Origin of the sequence: Candidatus Avelusimicrobium aviculae (assembly GCF_949292495.1) — a bacterium.
Lineage (GTDB): Bacteria > Elusimicrobiota > Elusimicrobia > Elusimicrobiales > Elusimicrobiaceae > Avelusimicrobium > Avelusimicrobium aviculae.
This window is the reverse complement of sequence record NZ_CASEZB010000024.1, coordinates 1-25,371: the sequence shown is the minus strand read 5'-3', so window position 1 is coordinate 25,371 and position 25,371 is coordinate 1. Positions and strand designations below refer to the sequence as shown.

Annotated in this window: 24 protein-coding genes; 2 read left to right on the top strand and 22 right to left on the bottom strand. The window is 48.2% G+C overall.

Annotated elements, in window-relative coordinates:
- Positions 1–2: 2 nt before the first annotated feature.
- The 19 genes from ACQY33_RS05955 to ACQY33_RS05865 all read right to left on the bottom strand — a co-directional run bounded on the left by ACQY33_RS05955 (position 3) and on the right by ACQY33_RS05865 (position 21,671).
- Positions 3–749: a type II and III secretion system protein gene (locus ACQY33_RS05955; protein WP_428074898.1), complete on the bottom strand. Its 747-nt coding sequence runs from the start codon at positions 747–749 to the stop codon at positions 3–5.
- Positions 750–761: 12 nt separating this feature from the next.
- On the bottom strand, positions 762–1,514 hold the full coding sequence (gene cpaB, locus ACQY33_RS05950; protein ID WP_428074896.1) for a Flp pilus assembly protein CpaB: 753 nt from the start codon (positions 1,512–1,514) through the stop codon (positions 762–764).
- A gap of 35 nt (positions 1,515–1,549) precedes the next feature.
- Complete coding sequence (locus ACQY33_RS05945) at positions 1,550–2,038, bottom strand: TadE family protein (protein ID WP_428074894.1); 489 nt, start codon at positions 2,036–2,038, stop codon at positions 1,550–1,552.
- 15 nt (positions 2,039–2,053) lie between these two features.
- A complete protein-coding gene (locus ACQY33_RS05940) occupies positions 2,054–2,278 on the bottom strand; it encodes a hypothetical protein (protein WP_428074892.1) in 225 nt (74 codons plus the stop codon).
- Between the two features lie 27 nt (positions 2,279–2,305).
- Entirely contained in the window at positions 2,306–2,491 is a 186-nt protein-coding gene (locus tag ACQY33_RS05935; RefSeq protein ID WP_428074890.1) for a hypothetical protein, read from the bottom strand.
- A 3-nt stretch (positions 2,492–2,494) separates the two neighbouring features.
- Positions 2,495–3,460 (bottom strand): hypothetical protein, encoded by a 966-nt coding sequence (locus tag ACQY33_RS05930; protein ID WP_428074888.1) that lies wholly within the window; start codon positions 3,458–3,460, stop codon positions 2,495–2,497.
- A gap of 14 nt (positions 3,461–3,474) precedes the next feature.
- Entirely contained in the window at positions 3,475–8,025 is a 4,551-nt protein-coding gene (locus ACQY33_RS05925) for a FlgD immunoglobulin-like domain containing protein (RefSeq protein ID WP_428074886.1), read from the bottom strand.
- Positions 8,026–8,234: 209 nt separating this feature from the next.
- Entirely contained in the window at positions 8,235–9,731 is a 1,497-nt protein-coding gene (locus ACQY33_RS05920) for a sensor domain-containing diguanylate cyclase (protein WP_428074884.1), read from the bottom strand.
- A gap of 3 nt (positions 9,732–9,734) precedes the next feature.
- Complete coding sequence (locus ACQY33_RS05915; RefSeq protein WP_428074882.1) at positions 9,735–10,940, bottom strand: extracellular solute-binding protein; 1,206 nt, start codon at positions 10,938–10,940, stop codon at positions 9,735–9,737.
- A gap of 3 nt (positions 10,941–10,943) precedes the next feature.
- Positions 10,944–11,963 carry a tRNA (adenosine(37)-N6)-threonylcarbamoyltransferase complex transferase subunit TsaD gene (gene tsaD, locus ACQY33_RS05910; RefSeq protein ID WP_428074880.1) on the bottom strand — a complete coding sequence of 340 codons (1,020 nt, stop codon included), beginning with the start codon at positions 11,961–11,963 and terminating at the stop codon, positions 10,944–10,946.
- Between the two features lie 11 nt (positions 11,964–11,974).
- Positions 11,975–13,423, bottom strand: coding sequence for a S41 family peptidase (locus tag ACQY33_RS05905; RefSeq protein ID WP_428074878.1), 1,449 nt, complete (start codon positions 13,421–13,423; stop codon positions 11,975–11,977).
- Between the two features lie 16 nt (positions 13,424–13,439).
- Positions 13,440–14,615 carry a murein hydrolase activator EnvC family protein gene (locus ACQY33_RS05900; protein WP_428074876.1) on the bottom strand — a complete coding sequence of 392 codons (1,176 nt, stop codon included), beginning with the start codon at positions 14,613–14,615 and terminating at the stop codon, positions 13,440–13,442.
- Entirely contained in the window at positions 14,600–15,373 is a 774-nt protein-coding gene (locus ACQY33_RS05895; RefSeq protein WP_428074874.1) for a permease-like cell division protein FtsX, read from the bottom strand. Before ACQY33_RS05895 ends, ACQY33_RS05900 begins: the two co-directional genes overlap by 16 nt.
- A 3-nt stretch (positions 15,374–15,376) precedes the next feature.
- Positions 15,377–16,762, bottom strand: coding sequence for an alkaline phosphatase (locus ACQY33_RS05890; protein WP_428074872.1), 1,386 nt, complete (start codon positions 16,760–16,762; stop codon positions 15,377–15,379).
- Between the two features lie 13 nt (positions 16,763–16,775).
- Positions 16,776–18,215: a glycogen synthase gene (locus ACQY33_RS05885; protein WP_428074870.1), complete on the bottom strand. Its 1,440-nt coding sequence runs from the start codon at positions 18,213–18,215 to the stop codon at positions 16,776–16,778.
- A 3-nt stretch (positions 18,216–18,218) separates the two neighbouring features.
- A complete protein-coding gene (scpB, locus tag ACQY33_RS05880) occupies positions 18,219–19,196 on the bottom strand; it encodes an SMC-Scp complex subunit ScpB (RefSeq protein WP_428074868.1) in 978 nt (325 codons plus the stop codon).
- A gap of 2 nt (positions 19,197–19,198) precedes the next feature.
- Positions 19,199–19,960 carry a segregation and condensation protein A gene (locus ACQY33_RS05875; protein ID WP_428074866.1) on the bottom strand — a complete coding sequence of 254 codons (762 nt, stop codon included), beginning with the start codon at positions 19,958–19,960 and terminating at the stop codon, positions 19,199–19,201.
- Positions 19,957–20,988 carry a tryptophan--tRNA ligase gene (trpS, locus tag ACQY33_RS05870; RefSeq protein ID WP_428074864.1) on the bottom strand — a complete coding sequence of 344 codons (1,032 nt, stop codon included), beginning with the start codon at positions 20,986–20,988 and terminating at the stop codon, positions 19,957–19,959. Before trpS ends, ACQY33_RS05875 begins: the two co-directional genes overlap by 4 nt.
- A 44-nt stretch (positions 20,989–21,032) precedes the next feature.
- Positions 21,033–21,671, bottom strand: coding sequence for a site-2 protease family protein (locus ACQY33_RS05865; protein ID WP_428074862.1), 639 nt, complete (start codon positions 21,669–21,671; stop codon positions 21,033–21,035).
- A 191-nt stretch (positions 21,672–21,862) separates the two neighbouring features.
- On the opposite strand from ACQY33_RS05865, the gene ACQY33_RS05860 reads away from it, so the two are divergent.
- Complete coding sequence (locus tag ACQY33_RS05860) at positions 21,863–22,171, top strand: hypothetical protein (protein WP_428074860.1); 309 nt, start codon at positions 21,863–21,865, stop codon at positions 22,169–22,171.
- A gap of 73 nt (positions 22,172–22,244) precedes the next feature.
- On the opposite strand, the gene ACQY33_RS05855 is transcribed toward ACQY33_RS05860, so the two are convergent.
- A complete protein-coding gene (locus tag ACQY33_RS05855; RefSeq protein ID WP_428074858.1) occupies positions 22,245–23,375 on the bottom strand; it encodes a CCA tRNA nucleotidyltransferase in 1,131 nt (376 codons plus the stop codon).
- Entirely contained in the window at positions 23,372–24,010 is a 639-nt protein-coding gene (locus tag ACQY33_RS05850; protein WP_428074856.1) for a CpXC domain-containing protein, read from the bottom strand. The genes ACQY33_RS05855 and ACQY33_RS05850 overlap by 4 nt, the downstream gene beginning before the upstream one ends.
- 77 nt (positions 24,011–24,087) lie before the next feature.
- Between ACQY33_RS05850 and ACQY33_RS05845 the strand changes: the two genes are divergently transcribed.
- Entirely contained in the window at positions 24,088–25,011 is a 924-nt protein-coding gene (locus ACQY33_RS05845; protein WP_428074854.1) for a cation diffusion facilitator family transporter, read from the top strand.
- A gap of 86 nt (positions 25,012–25,097) precedes the next feature.
- Here the strand turns inward: ACQY33_RS05845 and ACQY33_RS05840 are convergent.
- Positions 25,098–25,371: hypothetical protein (locus tag ACQY33_RS05840; RefSeq protein WP_428074852.1), on the bottom strand; the 274-nt coding region annotated here is incomplete at its 5' end.

Below are 25,371 nucleotides of genomic sequence, written 5' to 3'. Positions count from 1 at the left end.
CTCTACTCAACTACCTCTACCGTTACAAACAGGAACAAAGAACGCTGGTCTTCCGTTACGTCTTTGCTCTTAAAGAATAAACCAATTAAAGGCAAACGGCCTAAAAACGGCACGCGGTCTTCCGACACGTTGCGGCTGCTGCTTTTTAAACCACCAATAACCAAGGTTTCCCCGCTGTTAAGTTCTACATGGGTTTGCACCAAACGTTCCAAAATAGAGTAAGAGGTGGAAGTACCAATCATAATAGCGCGGGAATAGTCCGGCTGGGACACTTTTAATTCCAGCTGTAAATCAATAATGTTTCCGCGTTCCGGAATAATGGTGGGAGTTACGTTTAATAATACCCCATAGGTTTCCATCTGCGTACCCACGGCGCCCTGGCTGTTCACCACCGGGTAGGGAATACGTCCGCCCACGGAAATGTTGGCTTGGTTGCCGGAACTGGTAACAATTTTGGGGTTGGATAAAATCTGCGCGCGGCCCTCGTTTTCCATAAGTCTAAGACGGGTAGCCACCGCCGTTTTACGTTCAAAATCGCCCAGTGAAAAAATACCCGGGATGGCGGCTTCCTCAAAGTCAAAGATTTGGTTCCACGCAAAACCTTTAACAGAGCTCATGGAGCCGGCAATTTCAACCACGTCTGCGCTGACAGATACCAAACGGGTCTTTTTTGCGTGCACGCACGGGGCCAGCATGGCCACTAAAAACACGGCTACAGATATCTTAGTAATAAAGTTTGTTTTTATCATGATGGTTCCTATTTACTGAAATAATTTTTCAAATGTAGCAATTTCCATCAAGTAGTTGGTCCCATCTCCGGGAGAACGCAAGATGACGGAAATTTCCCCTTCGGACTGCGCCAACGCCAAATACTGCGCGTCACGCGGGGAAAGAGCCAAAGACAAAGTGGAGCTATCCGTATACGCGGCGGCTTCTTCCTCTTTGCTTTGCAAGCCGGCGGCACTCTTGGCATCCAAACCTTGGCCCAAGTTCGCGCCGACGCCCAACACTTTAATATTCTGTAAAAGGGTTACCGTTACTTTTTGGGGAGAACCGTTCTTCATCACGGCAGAAAACGTTAATAAAATATCCACGTTGTCATCCGGTTTAATCATCCCCGCGGAAGCAGAATCCACCCGGATGATAAAACCCCTCATTCTGGCCGGAATTTTACTGGAAAGCCCCGCTTCCGGGGATAACGAAGTGATGGCATATTTTGAAATTTGGTTCCCTTTGGGAATCTGAATACGGGCAACAGCGTTTTCAATGGATGCAAAATCCGAATCGGTAGAATAAGTTAACGCGTCTTTTTGTACATATTTAGCCGGTATGGGAACCCATTTAATGGAATCTCTTTTAATCACTTCCCGTTCTTTTATGTCCCGGATAGGCACAAAAACACGTTTAATGACTTTGTCATTTTCTAATTTGCTGGACGCGCTGTTAACAATTAACAAATACACCAACGCCGCGCCAAGCGCCACGATAAACGGCAAGAATACTCCTTTTTTCATAAATTCTCCTTAAAACGCTGTTAATTAATAAAAATCTATTGTTTATCCGTACTTAAATACATCTTTTCCACAGGCATGCGCGCCTCGGTTTCTATCATACGTATCCCCTCTTTGCGGGGCTTACTGGCTAAAATAAAACTGCTCCCGGGAAAAATCAATTTTACAGGATATTTTAACTCCACCACAATGTCCTGATGGCGGTGAGGGGAATACAACGGATCCCGGCCCGTTGTTTCCATCTTTACAGTTACTTTTATCCTGTCTCCCGCCGCCCCAAATACGCGGCGTTTGGCTTGGGATATTTTTTGCTGCACCGTCCAATTATTTGGCTGCCCGCTGGGCTCTTTAACGGCCGCCATAGCCCCTATACGGGCAAATTCATAGGAAGCGTGATTTGCCAACAGCGTGTGGTATGCAATATTGCCGTATTCCAAGATGAAAAAAATCATCAACATAAATACCGGCAATATTAACAGCAACTCCACAGTTACCTGTCCACCACGCCCCCTACGAAAAAGGTTCATTTTTACACCTTAAAACTACTCAATGCTGTTCACGCCGCCCAAGATTTTGGCTTTGACGTTTTCAAACACGTCCGGCAACATTTTTTTAACGGCTACGCCTACTGCAAGAGCAATACCCACCACAACACCTAACATCAAAATATATTCGATGGTGTTCTGGCCTTCTTTCTTTTTCAAGCAAGAAAAGGCTGCGTTCTTTACGGCTTCCAGCTTATTTTCCAAGGCAATAATAAACTTCATGTGCTCCTCCTGATTTTACAAATCAATCTAATTTGTTTCGTAGACTTCTAAAATTACTTTTGCTCCCTGCTCAAACTGCTGTGGAACAATGTGAGAATAAAACGCATAAAAGGCCAAAAAAGCGCTAAATAACGCCGCCGCGGTAATTACATATTCAATAGCGGTTTGCCCTTTTTTACTTTTCAGTATATGCGTTTTTTCTCCTCTCATCATACATTAAAACTGTATACCAACAGCTATCTGCTGCGAGGTACCCAGCGCCCCAAACGGCGTAACGGCGTAATCAATAGACGCCCCGTAGCCAAACAGCTCAGAACTGTAAATACCAAAACCAAAAGAAACTTTAGAAGTTTCATCCAGCCCTAAACTTTGCAGGGTGGAACTTTCGCTAATACCCGTGTTATCACGCGTATAATACCCCACGCGCAAATCAAAACGGGCCACGGAAAGCAGATCTTCCGGTATGTGCACCTCTAAACCAATACCATAGCGGGAGTCATCGTCTTCATAATCCATCCATTCGCCGGAAATGGTAAAGTAGCGCGTATTGATATCCGCCCCTAAACGCAAGCCTTGGGGCATATCTTCCCGGTCGCCAATGTTTACCAAGGCGCCGCCTAAACCCAACCAGTTTACCAGGCGAAGTTTGGCGCCTACGTCAAACCCTACGCTGGTGTAGCGGTTAGTGTCCAGCTTTTCATTCACGTACTTGGCCGTACCGCCGATTTGCAGTTTCTGGTCAAAGAAACCGCGGGCCAAAGACACGCTGCCCACAAAGTTCTGCACCGGGTTGGCGCCGGACCATTGCAGATTCCCCCACTCGTCGCGGTAATCAAATCCGCCCATGTCCATATAGTTAAGCGTAACGCCTAAAATGGTCTTTCCCAAGGGCTGCAAATAAGCCAACGTGCGGGCTTTATAACCCTGTAAATACGCCAAGTAAGAAAACTGCAGCTCACGCGAAGTGGCTGACGCCGCGCCAGCCGGGTTCCAAAACAAAGCCTCAGGCCCGTCCGCCACGGATACATAGGCATTACCCAATGCCTGGGCCCGCGGGGAGCCGGCGTCAATCTTTAAAAACTGGCTGCCGCTGGTACCGGCCCAGTCGTCAATAGCATAGGCCGGGGCATGCACCAAACCGGCAATTAAACAAGCTGCTAAAAGTTTTATTTTTATATTCATAAATCTTTTCTACCTTACGGGATTAAGATCTTTACCACTTTTTGGCAATGTTCACGCCCGTTTTGGGCCTTAAAGTCCACCAAGCCAAAGTATACGCCACGGGCTACTTGCTTGCCGTGTTGGTTGGTTTTATCCCACACGCAGCGCAATGCCGCGTTACGCACATTGGGGATAGAGTCATCCGCCAAGGCGGTACCACTGATATTATTATCCGGGCTGAACGATAAAGTCTGCCCCATGGTGGTGGTATAGTTATTAGCGTCCACGCAGGTATAGCCGCTGTCACGTATCAGAGTACCCGCTAAGGTATACAACTTGATAGACATGGTACCAGGCACCGGCATCTTGGTAACTTCCAAGGTACCATAGGCTTGGCGCAGCGGGTTCGGATAGAAGAACACCGTCTTCTCCCAATCTTCGCACACAAAGCGCCCGTCACCTACGGCAATGGTGGCTTTATGCAGCATCTGATACTGGTAAGCGTCCGCCACGTAATTTACTTTCCAATCCGCCGCGTCTAAAGAAGTATCATCACCCGGTAAAATTTCACCGGTAATACTGTCAATATCGGCCGAGTTAGTGGCCGTTACGAAGCGGAACGGATAGGTGCCGTCCGGCACTTCCTGCTGGGCATAATCGCGGCCGTCCCACTCTTCGGTAATAAGCGTGGTGGACGGGCGGATACCCACAATGGCGCGTACCAATACTTCGCGGATATCCTGCACTTCTTTACCCGTGGTGGGGTTGCGCAAAGTACCTTTTTGGTAATCGTAAATGGTGGTGCCGGGCTTAAAGATTTGTATGGCCACTTTCATCGGCACGGAAATCTGGTAGCTAATCGGCACAATCTGGTTACGTACGGACTGGGCATAGCCGTCTACCTCGGCCAAGTCAAACACTTTAAGCAGTTCCGCGTTGAGCGTTAAACTCTTGACCGTTTCCTGATACAAATTGGCATCCGGATAGTTTTTGGCGATTAAGCGCACTTCATAAATGTCAGACTTCACATAATAGCCGTTATCGTCCGTACCGTCCCAATACACTTTGCGGATGGCATTGGCGTCAAAATTACCCGTATTAATAATGGTGGTAGTGGCTAAATGTTTGCAAACATCACCCACCGCGTTATTTTTGGTGCCGCCGTCCGTGGCGGAAGTGGTGCACACATTGGGTTTCAGCGCAACAATCTGCACGTCCACCGTGGCCGCGCGGGACACCGCAAAGTTGATTTCATACGGAGGAACAAATACCGTACCGCTGGAGGTGTTGAACAGCTGGGGCTGGTTCGGATACACCGCAGTGGAACCTTCCAGGAAGAATACCGGCCCGCGGGTTACGTTGATGCGGGAATTCGGTTTTTCCGTAGAATAGATATAGTCTACCTGCTGTACGTCCGCTTTAGTCATAAACGGAGCGCTGACGGCATAATCAAACTCCGTACCGTCCGCCGCCGTAGTATAGGCCCGGTCTGCATAGTATAAGGATACGGGCTCGTTAGAGCGGGCAGATATATAGAACGGATACTGTCCGTCCGGCACCATTTCATAAGCACAGGCTTTTACATCTGTAGCCCCTTGACACTGCTGAGAAGACGGATTATAGAAGTACAGCGCATCCCATTCTTCCACAATGCGGGCCCCTTCACCCGGGCGGGTGGAGCTGGCATCAAACGTTTTAATAGGCTGCAAACGAACATCCAACGCCGTATAGTTTTGGTTGGCCGGATAATTGGTAAACGACGTATCGTTCACATAAATACACTTTTTACCGGTCGTAGCCACTTTGGCGGGATCCACATACCCGTTGGTCATAATGTCCGTATCGGTCTGGTCGCACACGCGCGGAGGCCAGTTGGACATTACGCTTTGGGTGGTAGTAACGGTAGTTTGTACCTTATATTTGTGTTCAGCATAGCAGGTAGCCAGCTCGTCCGGGTCGGTAATACCGGGGCACTGGGCATTTAATTCATCCTGCGTAGCCAAGGCAACTACATTTTCCGTAGTGGTTACCGTGGTAATGTTGTTTTCGAAATCCGTTTTGGTGTCATACGTGGTACCCACCGTAGCGGAAGGCACATATGATGTGGTAGGACCGGTTACAGTAGTAGCAGAGGTTTCCCCGTTCACCAATGTATTTTCCACCGGGATTACCACGTCCTTATTATAAATGTTCACTTGAACGTTCATAGCTTTGGACAGGTAATAACTGATGGTGGCTTTGGCTTCGCTGTCACCATATACATCGGTGGTGCCTACATCTACCACGTGGTACAAGTCTACCGGGAATACAGCCGTTGCCGTGGTTTGTACTTCCGGGAACATGGCGTCTTTGGAAGTTACCGCAAACACATAGGTGCCCGGGCCCACCATACGGCCGTCATCGTCGCGCCCGTCCCAACTCAAGGTATTAATCTGCTGGGATACGGAGGACGCGCCTTCTTCCGGCGTGAGCATTTTAACCGTTACGCCGGCAGAGTTCTGCACGCTGGCTACGGCTACCGCGTCACGCGATAAAATGTATTTGAACACGAACGGATCCAACCCATAAGCCGTGGGGCTGGAACCTACCGTGGAATAGCTGACCGGCTGTATGGTAATATCCACCAGCCCGCGCTCCACCGGCATGGTACCTATTGTATAGGTCGCTGTCTTGACGGCATCAAACGTAACGCCGGCCGCATTGGTGTAAGAAGCCTGGTACGGAATTTCCGCCCACAACACATATACATAGTTGCCATCCGGCAGCGGGGCGCCATAGAAAAATTGTTTATTGTCCAACGCCGGGATGGGGGTAGGCGTGCCGCTTACAGGGCACACGTCCGTATTGGTACAAGTACCATCCCACTTGGTGGTATAAGTAGCGCGGGAACCGCGTTCTTCCACGGAAGAATACAGCAAGAAGCCTGTATTGCCCTCAATGGTGGGGCCGGTGGCCGTACCCGTGGGAGAAATTTCGGTAGAAGAAAACTCCGTACCGGGCGAGTACACCTGGAAATATACTTTAGAGGCTTCCGTAGGTACATATTTAATGGTGGCATAAGCCGTGGCCTGTTTATTTAAGCCGGAAACCACCACGTCCGTCAGTTTTAACGGGTCCAAAGACAGCTGGCGGGTTACCGCGCGGGAGAAGTCAATCCCCGGCCATTCATCTTGAGATTTAGCCTGGATGGATACGATATAGTTACCAGCCGGCAGCAATTGGCCGTTGTCATCGCGCCCGTCCCAAGAGTCAAACTCAACCAACATTTTATCGGTGGACTGGCCCTTCATCCCCTCACCTAAGCGGGGCTGCCAATTCACCAACAGACGGCGCAAGTTAGCGGTATTTAAATTCCCCGGATTAGCCGTGCCGGTATAAGAACTGTCAGAAGAAGTAGACGCATCATAAATGGCTATGCGAACGTCAGAATCTTTACTTAACCGATAAGCCAACGTGTACGGCTGGGCGGAAACCGAGGTAATATCACCCACTACGGTAGGCGTGCTGCGCACGGTGTGCACGTTGGTTACGTCCACCTGTATGGGGATTTGGTTTTCACCCGGGTAAGGAATAGAAGAATCAATGGTAATTTTGTCTACGGTTATGTTATCGCCGGGCACATCACTCTGTACCGTAGCGCGGAAACCGTACTGGCCGTTCATTTTGCCAAATTCACCGCCGATTTCAAAAGAACCGTCCCAGCCGGCGCAGAAAGACATCGGGCTGCCATACTCTTTCCCGTTATTATCAAAAATCACACAGTTTGTAGCCCCAGTGGTGCCGCCATACTGAGTGGTGCAACACTTTTGTGGATTATTGTTATCACAGTTCTGTGTGGTGAAATGGAAACAAGAAGGATCTGCTGTCGCAGTACCGCATTGAGAAGGCCCGCTGGCAGCGCCCTCCGCCACACACCAACTGGTTGAGCTCTGTCCGTTACAATAATATAAAGCGGACGGACAAGTGGTACCGTTAGCAGCATCATAACAATGGTAAGAACCGCAAATATAATGTTCTGCCTGCACCGTGCCGCTGTCACCGGCGCCAGGATACATGGTTAAAGTGCGGATAGGCGGCGTATCGCTGGAACTGGCAATATTTTTGCCGTTTTCGTACTTAACAATATCAAATTTGATGGTTTGCAAAGGAAACGCAATGGAATACGTACTCATGGCCAACGGTTTGTTGGCGCAATATACCGTCATGCACAAACCCAAGCATTGGTTGGGGTAGTTATTTGCCGCCGTAGGGCTGGGATAAGGCTGGTCATATTCAATTAAGGCGGAATTTTCCCACGGATCGGCATACGTGGAGCCGTTGGAATTGTTAATATTTGTGCTTACAAAACTGCGGTTAGATGGATCCTTCTGCAAATTGCCAGAAAAGGTATTTGCATCCCACCCGCAGTATTGGTCTGTTGTATCCGTAGACCCATCTTGATAAAACACACCGGCAAATTTTACGTCTGCCTGGGCTTGGCCAAACACGGGAGAGGCCGTTAATACAAAAAACAAAGGCAAAGCCGCCCAAAAAGCCACTTTACCAAGTAAAAATTTCCACATATTTTTATTTATAATCGTGTTCATTGTGCAATTTTCCATAACCTTAAACCGGCTATTATTTAATTGAATATATCCCAAATCTGTTGCGGTGTACTGCTACATAAAATACGACGTGCCGGCCCAACGCATACAATATATTATATATAAAAATACGCGTCGTGCCTGCTCTTATAAATTTTTGCAACTTTTGGAGCTCTTGTCAACTGTTTTATACTCCCTAAATGGGGCTGGGGTTATTCTTCCGCGCCAGCCACATCGCGGTATAGCGCAAAAGAGCCGCGCCCGGCTTGTTTTACGGCGTACAAAGCTTTATCCGCTTTTTCCAATAAAGAGGATTCGTCCTTCCCGTCCATAGGGAAAACGGATATGCCTTGGCTGATGCTTAAATGCACCTCTTTCCCCTCCGTATAGCGGCTGGGAATGGTAATGGCGCGGATACGTTCCTGCAACCGTTTGGCAATGATTTTGGCTTCCTCGCCGTTCGTGCGCGGAAGCATAATAATCATTTCATCCCCGCCGAAGCGGCAAGGAAAGTCCGTCTGTCTTAAACTGGTGCGTATTACGCGCGCCACTTCTTTTAAGGCCCAGTCCCCTATTTGGTGGCCGTAGCCGTCGTTAATCTGTTTGAATAAATCAATATCCAAGATGATTAAAGACATAATTAAATCAAAACGTTTGGAACGGTACAGCTCTTCGGCAAATTTTTCATTAAAAAAGCGGCGCACGGGAAGTTTGGTCAGTTCGTCGTAATTGGACAGTTCCTGCACGCGTTCAAACAACATGGCGTTATCAATAGACAAAGCAATCTGCGTGGAAAACTGTTTTAAAGAAATAAAATCCAAATAACCGATTTTCCGGCGGGAAAGCAAATTATCAAACGTCAAAAAACCCACTTTGTTTCTCTGCACTTTAAGCGGAATGTAAATAACGCTTCTGCGGGAAGTATAAGTGTTTGGGGAATCAAACACTTCACGCAGCAGTTCCTTTTCCCCCTCTTTTAAAGCCGTTTCATCCTGCACGGTTACCTGGCCGGAAATATCCGCCCCCAAAATGGATTTTATTTTAGTGCCGTCGTAATTAGTCAAATACAGACGCACGCGGTCAAAACGGAAATACTTTTGCACCCCTTTTAAAATCAGCTCCAAACCGTCGTTTAAGCGTAAGGAAGAGGCAAAAATAGTGGCCAACTGGTTTAAAGCCGTAGAAACCGCCAGCCGCTGGTTTTTGGCCTGGTCAATTTCCGTATTGCGCAAATTGTGGGAAATTTCTTCCGCCAAGGCTTTAATCAGTTTTTCCTCTTGGGAGGTAAACACACGGTTCTTTCGGAAACGTTCCATGCGTATTACCCCTACCCGCTCTTCCATATAGGTTTTGAACGATTCCCCGCTGATAGACACCGCCGGGCGCTGCCAGCGCACCAACACATAGGCGGCGGGGTAGCTTAAATCCGTACTGATAACAAAACCTTCCCGCAGCAAGGTCTTTAAAAACATAGGCTCATTAATAACGGATATGTCTTCCTGCATATCCATACAGTATTCCTGCTTGCACATCATTTTAAGCGATAACAGGGCCCTTTCTTGCTGCCAATCAAAAAAGTACACCCGGTCCAGCTTAAACAAATTGCGCAAAGCCGGAAGGGCGCACTCCAGCAGCTCCCTTTTGTTTTGGAAGGACTGGTTTAGCTGTTTATGAAATTTATATAGGGTATAAGATTCTTTGTCAAACATATGTTACCCCTCATATAAGGAAAGCAAATAATCAATTTCTTTGGAAGCGTTATCCAGCTCCCGGTCCAAACTGGCCATGGTGAAACGTTCTTCCACTATTTGCGTAGCGCTGACGGCTAAAATTTTATTTAAAATTTCAATCACCGTACCCGTTACCGTTATGTTAGGCAGTGTTTTGGCGGACGCTAAAATACTGCCGTATGTCTGCAAACGGCGGGCGGAAGAAAAAATAAATTGTTCAAAAGAATCCTCAAACGCCGGAAAAACTTCCATCATGCCCGCGTAGCGGATTTGGTTGTCCGCCCGGGCGCACCATTTGATAAAGGCCAAGGCGTTCTCTTTTTCTTTAGACAGCACGTTAATCATTAAATTCATGCCGGACAAGTAAGAATAATATACACTCCCCGTAGTGGGCACCGGCACCGTTTTTACGCGTACGCCGCGCTTAGTGTCAAAACTGGCTACCCCTTGTTTGCGGGACATCAAAATACTTGCCTTGCCGGAAATCATGGTACCCAGGCTGCCGCGCTCACGCAGAATAGGCATATAATTTTTTAAAGCCAGGGTTACGTAGTCTTTTATACCGGCTTTAAACTGTTCCGTATGTACCAAACTTTGTTTAAAATCCGGGGTGATTAAGTCCGTCCCTCTGTCCCAAATGGCGCATAAAGCGCTGCGCACGGAAAGGGAGCCGCGCCAGTCGCTGTTTTGCATGGGGTAATACCCCGGGTTATCTTTAAAATTTTGTTTTAACGCTTCACAAATACGCAGCAGGCCCTCCCAAGTGGAGAGATCTTCTTCCGGGTTGGAGGAAACAAGTTTTAAATGGTCCCCGCGGTAATGCAGGGCGCTCATGTCGAACCACCAAGGATAAGAATAAATATCTTTGGTACCCGGCAAATAACAATGCGGCTTAAGCGGAAACAAGGCATTATTTAAGGATAGCCCCGGGTCCAGCTTGGAAAGATTTTCCGCCACGCCGGCGCGGGTTAACAAAGCCGTCCAATAATGCGGAATTTGGATTACATCCGGTATTTCCTCTTCAGGGGTGGGGTTTTTAATAGTAAAAATTTTACGCCACAATATATTGCGCGTAAAAACGCGCACGGTAATATCCACGCCCGGGTATTCTTTTTGAAACAAAGCGCTTAAACGGGCATAATCTTCTTTGGTACGGGAGCCGGAATCCGGCATGACCCAAATAATCATAAATTATCTCCAGGTGCGCACTTTCATGTTGGGATTAATATTTATATTCCACTCAGGCTCTTTGCCGGCGGACTGTGCGCGCTCCAACTTTTTATAGGCGGCAAGGGCTATCATGGCGGCATTGTCCGACGATAATTTCCGTTCCACAAACCGCACCGTTAAACCGGCTTCTTTGCCCTTTTCTTCCATTATCTGTCTAAGCAGCGTATTGCCCGCCACGCCGCCGCCTACCGCAATTTGTTTTACTTTATATTTTAGCGCAGCTTTAATGGTTTTGGTAACTAAAGTTTCCACCACCGCCGTTTCAAACGAGGCGCACACATCCGGCACGCTTACGTTTTTATGGTCCCGCAGATAATAGCTGACGGCGGTTTTTATCCCGCTGAAAGAAAAATCCCACGTGCCGGGCAGCAGCGGACGCGGAAAATGCACCGCGTCTTTATTACCCGCCAATGCCTGTTTGGAAACTTGCGGCCCGCCCGGATAGGGCAGCCCTAACAGTTTGGCCACTTTATCAAACGCTTCACCGGCGGCATCATCGCGCGTGCGGCCAAGCTCTTTATATACACCGTAATCTTTTACATATAAAAGTTCCGTATTCCCGCCGGACACCACCAACGCCACCAACGGAAACTCCAGCGGGCGGCAAACGCGGTTTTCCTCAAATTCACAAGCAAACAGGTGCCCTTCCAAATGGTTTACCCCAATCAGCGGCACTCCTTTAAACGCGGCCAGCGTTTCCGCCGCCACACGCCCCACCATCAGCCCGCCGGGCAGCCCCGGCCCGCTGGCAAAGGCCACGCAGTCTATTTTATAATTTCCCAACGCCGTTTCTATAACGGCCGCTATTTTGGCCGCGTGCGCCCGGCTAGCCAGCTCCGGTACGACGCCGTGGTATTTTTTATGCTCGTCAATTTGGGAATACACCACGTTGGACAACAACTCCTTTCCCCCGCGCAATACGGCGGCGGAGGTTTCGTCACACGTGGATTCTATACCTAAAATAGTAAAATCGTCTTTCATCTCAAGCCTGTTTATTTGCTTTTATTTCCGGCGGATTTTTCTTTATTTTGTTTTTCGTCCTTTTGTTTTTGTGCGGGAGCGGTATCCCCTGTTTTTTCTGTCTCTTTTTTTATTTTGGCTGTTTTACCGGAGGAGGATTTTGCCGCTTCCTTTTTTTCTTTAGCGGCCTGGGCCTCTTGCTTGGCCTGCTCCAAGGTAAGATCCCCTTTTAAATAAGCTACGGCTTTATCCAGCACCGGGTCTTTTTCCGTAAATTCCGGCATAACCGGTTTTTTACCGGGGGTATATATTACGTTATTATACTGCATAAACACTTTTATTTCTTCTTCCGGGTCCACCACCACTTCAATATCCGGGAAAATGCCGCCTTCGTTTTCTTTGGATTTATCCCGGTAATCCCGTTGGATGAGCCGCCCGGACGGCGTATAATATTTGGCAATAGTCAAACGCAAACCCGCCCCGCCGGAAAGCGGCAACACCTGCTGTACGCTGGCTTTTCCAAAAGTGCGCTGGCCCGCGACAACGGCGCGTTTATTATCCTGCAAAGCGCCGGATACGATTTCACTGGCGCTGGCCGAACCTTGGTTTACCAACACCACCATGGGTATGTTCGCATATGGGGCTTTCTTATCTGTTTTAAATTCTTGGTAGAACTCCTGCTTGCGGCCTTTGGTGTACACAATCATTTGTTCTTGCCCCATGAACAGTTTGGCCATATCCACCGCCCCGTTTAATAAACCGCCGGGGTTAAAGCGCAAATCCAACACCAAAGACTTCATGCCCTGTTTTTGCAAATCTTTCAGGGCTTCGTTCAGCGCTTCCATGGTGTGGCCGGAAAAATCCACTACATATATATAGCCAATATGGTCCGGCAGCATACGGTGGTAAACCACTTCCGGCACGATTTTTTGGCGTTTTAAGGTAACGTCCAGCTTAGTGGTATATTCGCCGGTTTTGGAGTCTTTGCGGTAAATGGTAAGTTTTACTTTAGTGCCCACTTCGCCGCGCATTAAATCCACGGCTTCGTCCAGACGCATATCGGAAATATCTTTGTCATCTACAAACAAGATACGGTCCCCCGGCATGATACCCGCCTTAAAAGCGGGGGTGCCCGGCATGGGGCTTGAAACCGTTACATATCCGTCCACCATGTGCAGGCGGATGCCTACCCCGCCGAAATCGCCCCGGGTATCGTTCTTTAACGCTTTGTAATCTTTGGGTTCTAAATATTGGGAAAAGTCGTCCAACTCGCCAATCACCCCTTTTATGGCCCCGGTAATCAGCTTATCCGTATCCGTATTTTCCACATAATTTTCTTTGACGTATTCCAACACGTCCACAAACGTGCGTATTTTACGCAAACCGCCGTCCGCCGCCGCATAAGCGTACGGGAAAAGCGTCCCTATAAAAAATAATGTTGCGGCGGCTATCGCCCACGCGCTGACTTTTTTATTTCTCATAAATACCTCATTAAATTTATTTTAACCATTTTAAAGGATCCACTGCTTCCGTACCTTGGCGGATTTCAAAATATACCGCATAGCGGCCCGTGCCGGAAGAGGTTTGCGTATCCGGCCCGGCCGTGCCCAATACCCCTTGGCGAGGCAGTTTGTCCCCCACGGATACCTGTATCTCCAGCAAAAACCCGTAAATAGAGAAGAAACCTTTTCCATGGTCTAAAATGACCACATTCCCATAAGAACGGAACGGCCCGGCATAAATGACGCTGCCGCTTTCCGCCGCGCGGACGGACTGGCCGCGCGCGGCCGCTACTTTAATCCCTTCGCGGAAAATCCATGTATTCAAATCCGCCCGGTATTCTTTGCCAAATTTACTTAATACTTTCCCCTCCACCGGCCACGGCAGAGAATTGGGAGGAACGTCTATCGTGGGTCCGCCGGAAGCCGCTTTTTTGGCTCCTCCGGTTTTTTGCTGGGAGGCGGTTTCCTTGGCGGCTTTCTCTTTGCGGGAACGTTCAAACTGGGCAAGCAAATCATTCAGTTCTTCGGCGGAACGGTTCAGTTCGTTAATTTCTTTGCGCACTTCTTCCACTTTGCGTTTGGTAACGTCCAGCGCGGTTTTTTTCTTGCGGAAATTGGTGGAAATGACTTCGCGCTCCTCTTCCAGTTTGGAACTGCGCGCTTGGAGCTGCTTGTTTTTTTGCTCATAGGTGGAAATCTTTTTGCCGGTTTGTTTTTGTTCTTCCGTCATGGCGGTGGTAAAAGCGGCTTTGTGGGTGATCATGCGGTCCACAAAAATTTCCTCTTCCAGGCTGTACCCTTCCGGGCATTCGTAACAACGGGGGGTAAAATAGTATTCGTCCAGTTCATCCAATACGGCACGCTGCCACATGGGCATGCTTTTTTCTAAAACGGCCAGCTTGTCCGCGGTGGAAAGAAGCGTTTGTTCTATATAGGAAATATCCGCCTCCACCTGGTTTTTTTTGCGTTCGGCCTCGCGGCGTTTTTTATCTAAATCGGAAATTTCCCGCGCGATTTTTTGTTCCTCCGCACGGTATTTTTTTAACTCGTTCTCTTTTTGGGCGGCCTGGCTTTTTAAACGCTCAAGCTCCTTGCGCTTGTCCTCCGCTTCATTGGAAAACAAGCAAGGCGCCCAAAGTAAAAAGATAAAAAGAGTTAGAATTTTTGCCATTTAGTCAACGTCCAGCCTAATAAACCGCATAAAATAAATAAAGCGACTTGTCTACCCACGGACGTAAACGCGTTTAACGCGGGCAGCAAATACCCCGACGGATACACCAACGCCGCTATAAACACCAAAGACGCCCCCGCCGCCAGCAACCCGGAAAATACCCCCGCCCCCATATGACGCGAAACGGAAGGATACGCTTCCACCAAAAACATAAAAAACACCAACAGTAAAAGCGAAAACACCATAGCCATATTCACAATACGCAGGCAAAGCCCCACCAAAAAAATAGTGCGCGCGTGCTGTGGGCTGTACTTGGGGGACAAGCCTTGGTATTCCGCCGCCAAGTTATCCACAAACGGACCGATATTGTTAACGGCTTTGTAGTTTAGCCTCAGCTCAAAATAGGCCGGCATTTTATTTCTGCCCATTAGTAAAAGCGCTTCTGTAAGCTGGGGATTCTTTTTTTGCAAAGCGGCCAACGCATCCGCCGGGGAGAATAATTTTACTTCCAAAATATCTTCCTTAGCGCTTAGGCTTTCCCCTATTTGGGTCAGGTCTTCGGTTTTTACTTCCGGGTCCACCGTTAAAATAACCTTAAACTCGCCGTCCAAGCGGGTAAAATAATCCTTTAGCTGCAACTGCGTAAAGCTGACAATCTGCAACAGCACCGCCACCGCAAAGGTAAGCGTAAACACCCGGCGGTACAAACGGAAAACGTGTTTGGATTTGCGTCTTTGGGGCTCTAAAAAATCATCCATAGATTAGTCCTCATCTTCTTCGGAGGGGAGCTGCGTCCACCCTAAGGCCCGGCTCATTTTGTCTTTCAGCTGGGTATTGTGATATACGCCGGTAAACCCGTCATACCCGCCGTACGCCACTCCTATCAACATACCGGAAGTGTGGGCCCCCGTATTCCAGCTAAGCCCTTTTGCCTGGTTAATACGCTGTTTGACGGCCTCGTAATCCGTAGGGTCTTGTAAAGAAGACAAATCTATATGATACCCTAAGGCTTTGTCCATCATAGCCTGCATGGCGGCCGGGGTTTGTTTTTCTTTAGGAAGCTTTTTAAAATCTTCATTCACGTAAAACAACACACGGTTTTGTTTGGCTAAATTATCAAATTCTTTATAATCAATATAATCCGTATTTCCGCCGTAAAGCATTTCCCCTTGGGCGTTCTTATGCTTTACTTGGTCTTCATCCAAATGGCGGTAGGAAAACGCGGGAACGCCGGTTTCGTGATCCGCGTTTAAGTAAATAAGGGTGTCTTCGTTCTTATCGGCAAACGCGGTTAAAACAGGAAGGGTTTCATCCAACCCCAGCATTTCATAATAAGAAGCGCCGCCGTCGTTTTCATGCAAGGCCCAATCAATTTTACCGGCTTCCACCATTAACACAAAGCCTTTTTCATTTTGGGAAAGAACACGCAGCGCGGCTTGGGCCATGTCTTTTAACGTGGGCACGTTGGGGTTTAAATCTTTTTCTATATAAAAAGGCATGGCCTCATCGGCAAATAAACCTAACAGTTTTTTCCCTTTGGCGCTAGCCAGCTGTTTTTTATTTTTAACAATGGTGTAGCCTTTCTTTTTGGCTTCTTTTAATAACTTTTTATTTTCCCCCTTGGAAAAATACTTAAGCCCGCCGCCCAAAATAACGTCCGCGCCGGAGTCTATCATCTGCCGCGCGATATCATACTTTTGTTTGCGGCTGCGCACGTGGGATAAAAAGCCGGCGGGGGTGGCGTCCGTTACATACGCGTCGGAAATAACGCCTACGGACAAACCGCGCGCCTGCGCCTCTTCCATAATATTTTTTACGTCTAGGCCGGAATAATCCTGCCCGATGTAATCCGGCAAGGAAAACTGCCCCGTGGACATTTGCGTGGCGGAGCCGGCCGAGTCCGTAACAATGCTTACGTGCGTGTTGTTAAAATACAAACCCACGTCTGAGGCGTTGATAAATTTTTCCAAATAGGATTGTTTATCCGGGTAAGCCGGGTTATGGCTGTTGCGTATGGCCTCCATAAAAAAACCCATGGCGGACGGACCCATCCCGTCCCCGATTACCCATATCAAATTCTTGGCTGTTTTAGCCTGTGCGCTAAAAGCAAAAACACAAACAAATAAAACTAATACCCATTTTTTCATAGAAGAATTTCTCCTAATTTACTGTTCTTTTATACAAATCTATGTATTCCTGGGCGGATTTGTCCCAAGAATTATCGGCCATCATGGCGTTTTTAACCAGTTTGGTCCAAGCCGGTTTGTCCGCATATACCTGCAAAGCGGTTTCCAAGGTGGAAACGATGCCGTTCTCGCTCAAGGTGTTAATAAAAAACCCGGTAGCGTTGGAAGCGGGAAATCCGGTTACCGTGTCGGCCAAACCGCCTACTTGCGTAACCATGGGCAGCGTGCCGTATTTCATGGCAATCATCTGGCTTAAGCCGCACGGCTCAAAACGAGACGGCATTAAAAATAAATCCGCCCCGGCATAAATTTTATGGGCCAGTTCCTCATCCAGCTTTCCCCGGTAAGCCACACTGGTTGGATTATTGCGCGCCAAAGCTTGATAGGCTTTTTCCAAACGGGGGTCCCCCGCGCCCAGTACGGTAAACAATACGCGGCCTTTGTAGCGTTCTATCACGTTTACCACCGTGTCCAACCCTTTTTGATAATCCAAACGCGATACGATACCCACTACCGGTTTATCCGGGTTTTGCTCTAAACCGCACTCCTGCAATAAAAGCATTTTGCAGGCGGTTTTCCCACGCGGAAAATCAAAACAATCGTACCCTACGGGCAAGATAGGGTCGGTTTCCGGATCCCAAATTTCGGTATCAATGCCGTTTACAATACCGCAAAAGTGATTGCTGCGGTGACGCAGAACGCCTTCCAGCCCAAAACCCTTAGAAGGATCATTTTGCACTTCTTTGGCATAGGTCGGGCTGACGGTGTTAATGTTATCGGCAAACACCAACCCGCTTTTTAAAAAGCTCATGCCGCCGTAATATTCAAATTTTTCAGGGGTATAATCCACCGGGTGGAAACCCGCTTTCTCATACGTGGAATACGGATAATGCCCTTGGTAAGCAATATTATGAATGGTAAATAAACTGCGGGTGCGGGTGTAAAAAGCGTCCAGTTTATATACCGTTTTTAAATAGGCCGGGATAAGGCCGGTTTGCCAGTCATGGCAATGGATAATATCCGGGCGGAAACCCACAAATTTGCAGCCTTCCAACACGGCGCGGCAGAACAGAATAAAACGTTCGTCATTATCCGGATATTCCCCGTTTTTGGTTCTGTACAGCTCGGGACGGTCAAAATATTTGCGGTTTCCGATAAAAAACACAATAACGGAACCCCAGTTAATATAAGACAAAGTAACTTGTTCTATACGGTCCCCTATCGGGATTAAATACACCCCGGGCACCACTTTTAAAGAAGACACGCGCGTAATATTGCGGTAATGGGGCAGAAATAAAATAACTTTATTGCCTTTGCGCATACCCAGCTGCTGGCTTAGCGCGCCCACCACATCTGCCAATCCTCCCGTTTTGCAAAACGGGAACGCCTCGCTGGCGGCCATAACAATATTCATAACTTAGTTATCCTCCTCTGCGTCGCCGGGAACGGCGGCTTGTTCTTTCTGCCGGTTTTCTATTTCTAAAGCCTGTTCTGTAAGCTGTTGTTCCAATTCTTTTTGGCTAAGCGTTTCCTGCGCCGGGGCGTCCACCGGCAAAGCGGCCTGCTCTTGCACCGGGGCCTGCTGCGGTAAATCAGACGGCATTTGCGGAGCCGCTTCTTCCTGCTCGGCGGCAGGCGCTTCCATGCCGGGCAGCCCGGCTTGGTTTACGTCCGTCTTGTTATAAGAGGCGCGGGTAAAGAAAGGGTCCGCCCCGCCGTCCAACACTTCCAACTTTTCGGCATCGTCCAAATCTTCCAAGGGGATAACAGCCGGCTCACCCAACGGGGGAAGCGCTTCCTCAAAAGGCAAATCCGCCTGTTTTTCATGCAAAGACTTGGCGGCAAAAACTTGCAGGTCCGGCAGTTCAGACACTTTGTTTAAGCCAAACATTCTTAAAAATTCATCTGTGGTTCCATATACCATCGGGCGGCCCACGGTGTCCTTTTTACCCACCACGCGTACCAAACCGCGTTCCAGCAGGCGTTCCAGCGGGCCGGCCACGTCCACCCCGCGTATGGCTTCCATTTCCGCGCGGGTAATGGGCTGCTTATAGGCGATAATGGCCAGCGTTTCCAACGCCGCGTTGGAAAGTTTGGTGGTCATTTTTTCATTATACAGCTTGCGCACCCAGCGCCCATATTCCGGCTTGGTTGCCATTTGATAGCCGCCGGCCGCCTCCACGATTTGCACGGCGCGGCCTTGTTGGGCGTATTCCTGGGTAAGTTCTTTAATAATATCAAGCACTTGGGCCGTGGAGAGCGTTTCCACCACGTCCGCCAGGCGGGACGCTTTTACCGGCCTGTCCGTAATAAACAAAAGGGTTTCTATAATTTTTTTTGCGTCCTCAGTAGTTTCCACCAACTGGGTCTGGTTTTGGCTTTCCTGCGTTTGCATAATTAAGCAGCCTCCCCGTGCATAAGGGTTTTAAAATCTTTGTCTTTATTTTCCGGATTTAAATAAATGCGTATATCACCGCCGCGTGCGTCTTGGCGGGCCAATAATTTTTTAATTTTCATCAGTTCCAATACCGCCATGAAACAAGTGATAATGCCCCGCTTTTTGGTTTCACCCACAAAAATGTCATCCAGCAGTATCCACTCCCGGCGGGTAAGCAGGGAAATGACCTTCTCCATTTTGCTTTCAATAGGAAACTCCTCTATCTTCAGCATTTCCACCCGTTTGCGCTCGTCCAAACGGTCAAAAGCGCGTTTTACGGCGGCAAGCAAATCAAACATTTGCAAGTTGATTATTTTTTCACCATCGTCAAAAATAGGGGCGGAACGGTAAAACCGGTCTTTTAATTCCTCATGTTTTTGTTCCAAAAACTTGCTGGCTTCTTTATACTTTTGGTATTCCACCAGCTTGGCGATTAATTCTTTGGCCGGGTTGGGGCCTTCGTCCTCCGTAGTGGGGGCCTGGCTGGGAAGCAACGTTTTGGCTTTGATTTGCATCAGCGTGCTGGCCATAACCAAAAACTCGCCCGCCACTTCTAAATTAAGCTCCTTCATTACGTTTAAATAATCCAAATATTGTTTGGTTATTTCCGCAATGTTTACGTCGCACACGTCCAAATTGTCTTTTTTGATGAGATGCAAAAGCAGGTCCATCGGGCCTTCAAAGACATTAATGTGTACGTTGATAGGAGCCGGGTTTATCATTTTATAATCCGCATGGCTTTTTTAGCCGCCAACAATACCGGCGCGGCAGAGGCGCGGGCGGCTTCTTTCCCCTGGGCCACAATTTGGGCCAGCTGGGCTTTGTCCGCCTCAAAAATTTTACGCCGCTCGTTAAAAGCCGAAAGTTCCGGCTCCATTAACGCGAACAATTCTTTCTTGCATGCCACGCAGCCCAAGGCGCCCTCTTTGCACTGCGCACAGCGCGTTTGGTGGTTGGGATTGTATATTTTATGAAAAGCGTATACCACGCACCCGTCCGGGTTGGCGGGATCATTGGCTTTTTTCTTATTCGGGTCCGTATACATAGACATTACTTTTTTGCGTACGCTGTCTACGTCTTCCCCCAGTTCAATGGTGTTGTGATAAGATTTGGACATTTTATGCCCGTCCAGCCCCGGCACTTTAGCCACCGAGGTAAACAACGGCTTGGGCTCCACAAAAACTTCTTCCCCGTAAATGTCTTTAAAGCGGCGGGCGATATCGCGCGCTATTTCCAAATGGGCGGTTTGGTCCTGCCCTACGGGCACAAATTCCGCGCGGTGTATCAAAATATCCACCGCCATCAACACCGGGTAGCCTAAAAAGCCAAAGGAGGATATATCCTCGTCCGTAAGCCCCTTTACGCGTTCCGCCAGCGGGGTGTTTTCGTCCCCGGCCAACTGCCCGGCGTATTTACGCGCCAACAGTTCCTGTATTTGGTCTTTATAGGTGGGGTTTCTTAGCAGCCAACCCAAGGGGGTAATCATCCCTAGTAGGGTGTTTAATTCGCTTACTTCCGGCACGTCAGACTGGATAAAAATAGTGGCTTGTTTGGGGTCTAAGCCGGCGGTCAGCCAGTCTATCAGCATGTCTTCGCCGTTGTGGGCCAAACTTTGGGTATGGTCATAGGCGGTGGTAAGGGCGTGCAAGTCCGCCACGAAGAAAAAACAGCGATAATCTTTTTGCAACGCCACCCAGTTTTTTAACGCCCCATGATAATTGCCTAAATGGAGCCGGCCTGTAGGCCTCATACCGGAAACAACGATTTTATTGTTTGTCATAACACCAAACACCTCTATAAAGCTAAGAACTTATTAAATAAATTTAAAATAAAATAAGTGGGCGGAAGCAAGAAATACTTTACCCCTCCCGTCAAAATTAAAGCCAGCACAATATACATACCGTAGCGCCCAAAAAACAGTTGGTAACGCATGGAGGCGCGCGGCGGAAGCAAGGCCGTTACAATATTGCCCCCGTCCAACGGCGGGATAGGTATTAAATTAAATACGGCCAGCAACACATTAATCATCACCCCGTATTGCAAAAACACAAAAGCCTGTTCCACCCCGGCCTTTGGCGTTTGCCCACTCCACAGAACTAAAATCTTCATCACGATTACCAGCGCCAAAGCCAACAACAAATTAACAGCCGGCCCGGCGGCGGCTACTTTACCCATATCCCGTTTAGGCGAAGGCAGACGCAGCGGATTAACCGGCACCGGCTTGGCCCAGCCAAAAAGCGGCATGCTAAAAATGTAACAAAACAAAGGTACGGCCAGCGTGCCTATTATATCCACATGGGCAATGGGGTTTAAAGTAAGGCGGCCGCTAAGATAGGCGGTGTCGTCCCCCATGCGGTATGCCACTAAGCCGTGGGCAAACTCATGCAGAACAATGGAAAAGAATAAAATGGGTATATATAAAATGATTTCCATATATAGGTAATTCTACTAATTTATACCCCCTCTTGCACGGCTGTTTTGGCAACAAAAGCCTTTTGGCGGGATTAAAAGAAGGCTCTTGTTAATGCGCGGTTTCAACTAAAGCAAAAAAACACTTGACTTCGTTTAAAAAACTAAATATATTTACTAAATATTCGCAGTGGGACAAGGGGGCATGCCAAAGTATGCCGCTAAAAACGTTACCAGAAATTCATAGCCTATTAAAGCCTGTTACCCATTACAGCCAGGCCCTTAGCCAGCCGGGCATATATGCGCTTTGGTGTCAGGAAGGGGAAAGCAAGCGTTTGCTGTCCGTACGACCCAGTGACGATATACGCCGCAGTTTAGAAATTCATGCTTCCTTGCAAACCTTGCGCATACACAGTGGAAACAGAATTACATTTTCAGTAGGATATATGCCCCGCTCTTCCGCCATTGAAAGAGAAACGCTGGCCCGTTTTTTATCCCGCCATTTATCAGACGAAACAGAATAATTTGACCCCATACCAAAAAGCCATAAACCAAAACGGTTTATGGCTTTTTTATTAAAGCAAACGGTAAAGGGCGTTATTTTTTGGGCAATTTTTCGGCTTTATCCAGCGCTTCCTGCGCGCTGGACACTTCCCCCCGCCACTGCAGAGAACAGCAATATTCCAAGGCCGAAGAGATGTTACTGCCGCAAAAACCGCGGTTCTTTAAATCATTTCCTCTCACAAAACAACTTTCCAACGCAAACGGGGGCAACTGCGGGTAAAGAATGCGCAAAACGTTTTTTTGCAGCGGCGTAAGCGCAGACAACGGAGCCCGCTGCGCTTCAAACACTTCCAGTAAGGTTTGCAATTGCTGCGTTAACTCTTTAGGTAAACGAAGGGATTTTAAAAACGCCGCACCGCTCTTATCCATGGAACATACCAAAACCCCTAAACGTTCCGGCATGGTTTTGGCTTTCAGCAGTTTGTCCGTCCAAGCCAGGCCGGGGTAAATAAAGTCCAGCAAACCGTATTGTTTAAGCAAGGCAAAAATAGGCTGAGGCTTATGCTCTTCTAAAATTTTAATAAACTCCCGGCTTACTCTTTCCCGGGTAAGCAAAAGCGGGTACTGTTGGCTAACGGCTTCTTTAAATAATTTCTTAGTTTTGGGAGCCAACTCCCACCCAAAACGCCCCGCAAAACGAAGCGCGCGGAAAAGGCGGGTGGGGTCATCCAAAAAACTTTTGTCATGCAAAACGCGCACCAAACCGGCGTCTATATCCTGCCTAGCGGAAAAAGGGTCAAAAGAAGAGGCAAAATCCTGTGGCCAAATACTAACAGCCCAGGCGTTAACGGTAAAATCCCGGCGGAATAAATCGTCCTTAATAACAGAAGGCTCCACCACCGGCAGAGCGGCCGGGCGAGGATAAATTTCTTTGCGCGCACGCACCAAATCCAGCTTTAATCCGCTTTCCAGTTCTACCCGATAGGTGCCGAATTGGGTAAATTTATGTTTAGTTCCACCCCAGCGGCGCAGGCATAAATTGGCAAGCGGCTCCACATTGCCCTCAAAAGTAATGTCTATATCCAAGGTTTCTTTTTTTAAATAAAAATCCCGCACGGCGCCGCCCACCAGCCACGCCTTTGTGCCCAATTTTTGGGCATAAGCGCCAATGGCAAGCAACACCTCTTTGTGCTTTCTGGGAATAGACACTGTATCTTTACTCATGCTAAAACAGGCAGGGAAGCTCCCTCCTGGCTCATTTGGTCTAAAAAGTTTTGCAACAACAGGCTTTGCAGGCCTTGTTTGATTACTTTATGGGCGGCCAAAGCATAACCGTTGGCGCTTTCTTCCATAGGGGCCGGTACATATAACGGAAAGCGTTTTTCCCGCGCGTAACCGGGTTTTAGGCGCACAATACTGCAACCCGCCGCCGCGGCCGCGGCAGCCACCACTTCCGATTCAAAAAGCGTTTTTTCTTCTTGCTCCAGCACTTGTTTTAAACCGTCCAAGCCAAAGACGTAAAACGGCGGATAATCCAAATGCATGGTTTTGGAAAGAGCCTGCTTAATGGTTTGGTAATCTTCTTTCATCTTGGCGGCCAAGGCGGCTTCTTTGTCTTTATCCGTATGGGGAAAGACAAAAATCATCAGCTCGTTGGGAGCGTCCAAATAAATTAAATTTCCGTCATGATGAAAAAAAGTCTTGCATTCCGGGCAGCAAACTAAATTCAGCTCCCCTCCCAGGGCCGCCGTTTTTAAATCAGGGTCTTGGTCCGCCCGGACAAGGGACCAATACTCCACGTCAAATTCTTCACAATGGTTGGGGCATTTGGCGCGCCCCTCTGCCTTAATAGATTTCATATTTATACTTTATAGCAAAAATAAACACGCTTTGTAATAAAAAATGTTTACTTTCAAAATGATAGAATAGAAATATTATGACTCATGCTTCCCAACGAACTCAAAAAGCCAATGCGGTAACCATACAAGGATTAATTATTAATACCGTGCTGTGCGCATTCAAATTTTTAGCCGGCATAGTGGGCTGCAGCGCCGCCATGGTGGCGGACGCGGTGCACTCGCTATCAGACTCACTGACAGACATTGTTGCGCTGGCCAGCGTGCGCCTTTCGGGCCGCCCGGCCGATAAAGACCACGCCTACGGGCACGGCCGTTTTGAAACCTTGGCCACCCTGCTTATCGCCTTGGCATTAGGCGCCGTAGGGGCCAAGATTTTATATAACGGGCTATTATCCATACTGAGCTTAACGGAAGGGGTGTCCATCGCCCGTCCGCACGCCATCGCGCTCATTATGGCGGGGATTTCCATTATTGTAAAGGAGTGGCTGTACCGCTGCACCCTGCGCGCGGCCAAACTAACGGACAGCCGCCTGTTGGAAGCCAATGCCTGGCACCACCGTTCGGACGCGATGTCCTCCATCGGTACGCTGTTAGGTATTTCCGGCGCTTATTTTTTAGGCAATAAATGGACGGTGCTGGACCCGCTGGCCGCCATTGTGGTAAGCTTTTTTATTTTTCAGGCCGCCTGGCAGATTTTTAAAGACGCCGTCAGCGAATTATTAGAACAAAGTCTGGGAGAACAAGCGGAAAAAGAAATTGCCCTGCTCTGCAAAAATATTCCCGGCGTGCAAGGGGCACATGATATTAAAACACGCAAAATAGGCAGCCGCTGCGCCATTGAAATGCATGTGTACCTGGCGGACGAGCTGACCCTGGCCCAAGCCCACGCCATTACCGAACAAATGGAAAAGCCGCTTTTAAAACGTTTCGGCCCGGAAACCTTTGTAACCATTCACCCGGAACCGGTTTCTTTAAAACGAAATTCAACCAAACCAATATAATAAAAGACCCGGCTTGAGACCGGGGGTCTTTTATTGCTTTCCCGAACAACGCATTTGGCCCCGTTTTTCCCCATACACGCTTTTATTTAGACAAGAGCCTCTTGCAACCCTTGGCTTTGTTTAATGGCTTGTTTCCCCTCTAAAAAATTATTTAAGAAAATAAGATTTTTTGCGGTAAAAAGAGCCTTTCCCCCAGTAACGCCCGGCAGGCTTTTATATAAATGAAACTCCCCGGGCTTACGCCCGGGGTTTCTTTCTATACGAACAATTTCATTGTTCGCCCCAAATCTTCTTTTCCCTGCATATCTATATATTTTCGTATTTGTTCTTCGTTTATCCCTACCGTGGATACAAAGTATC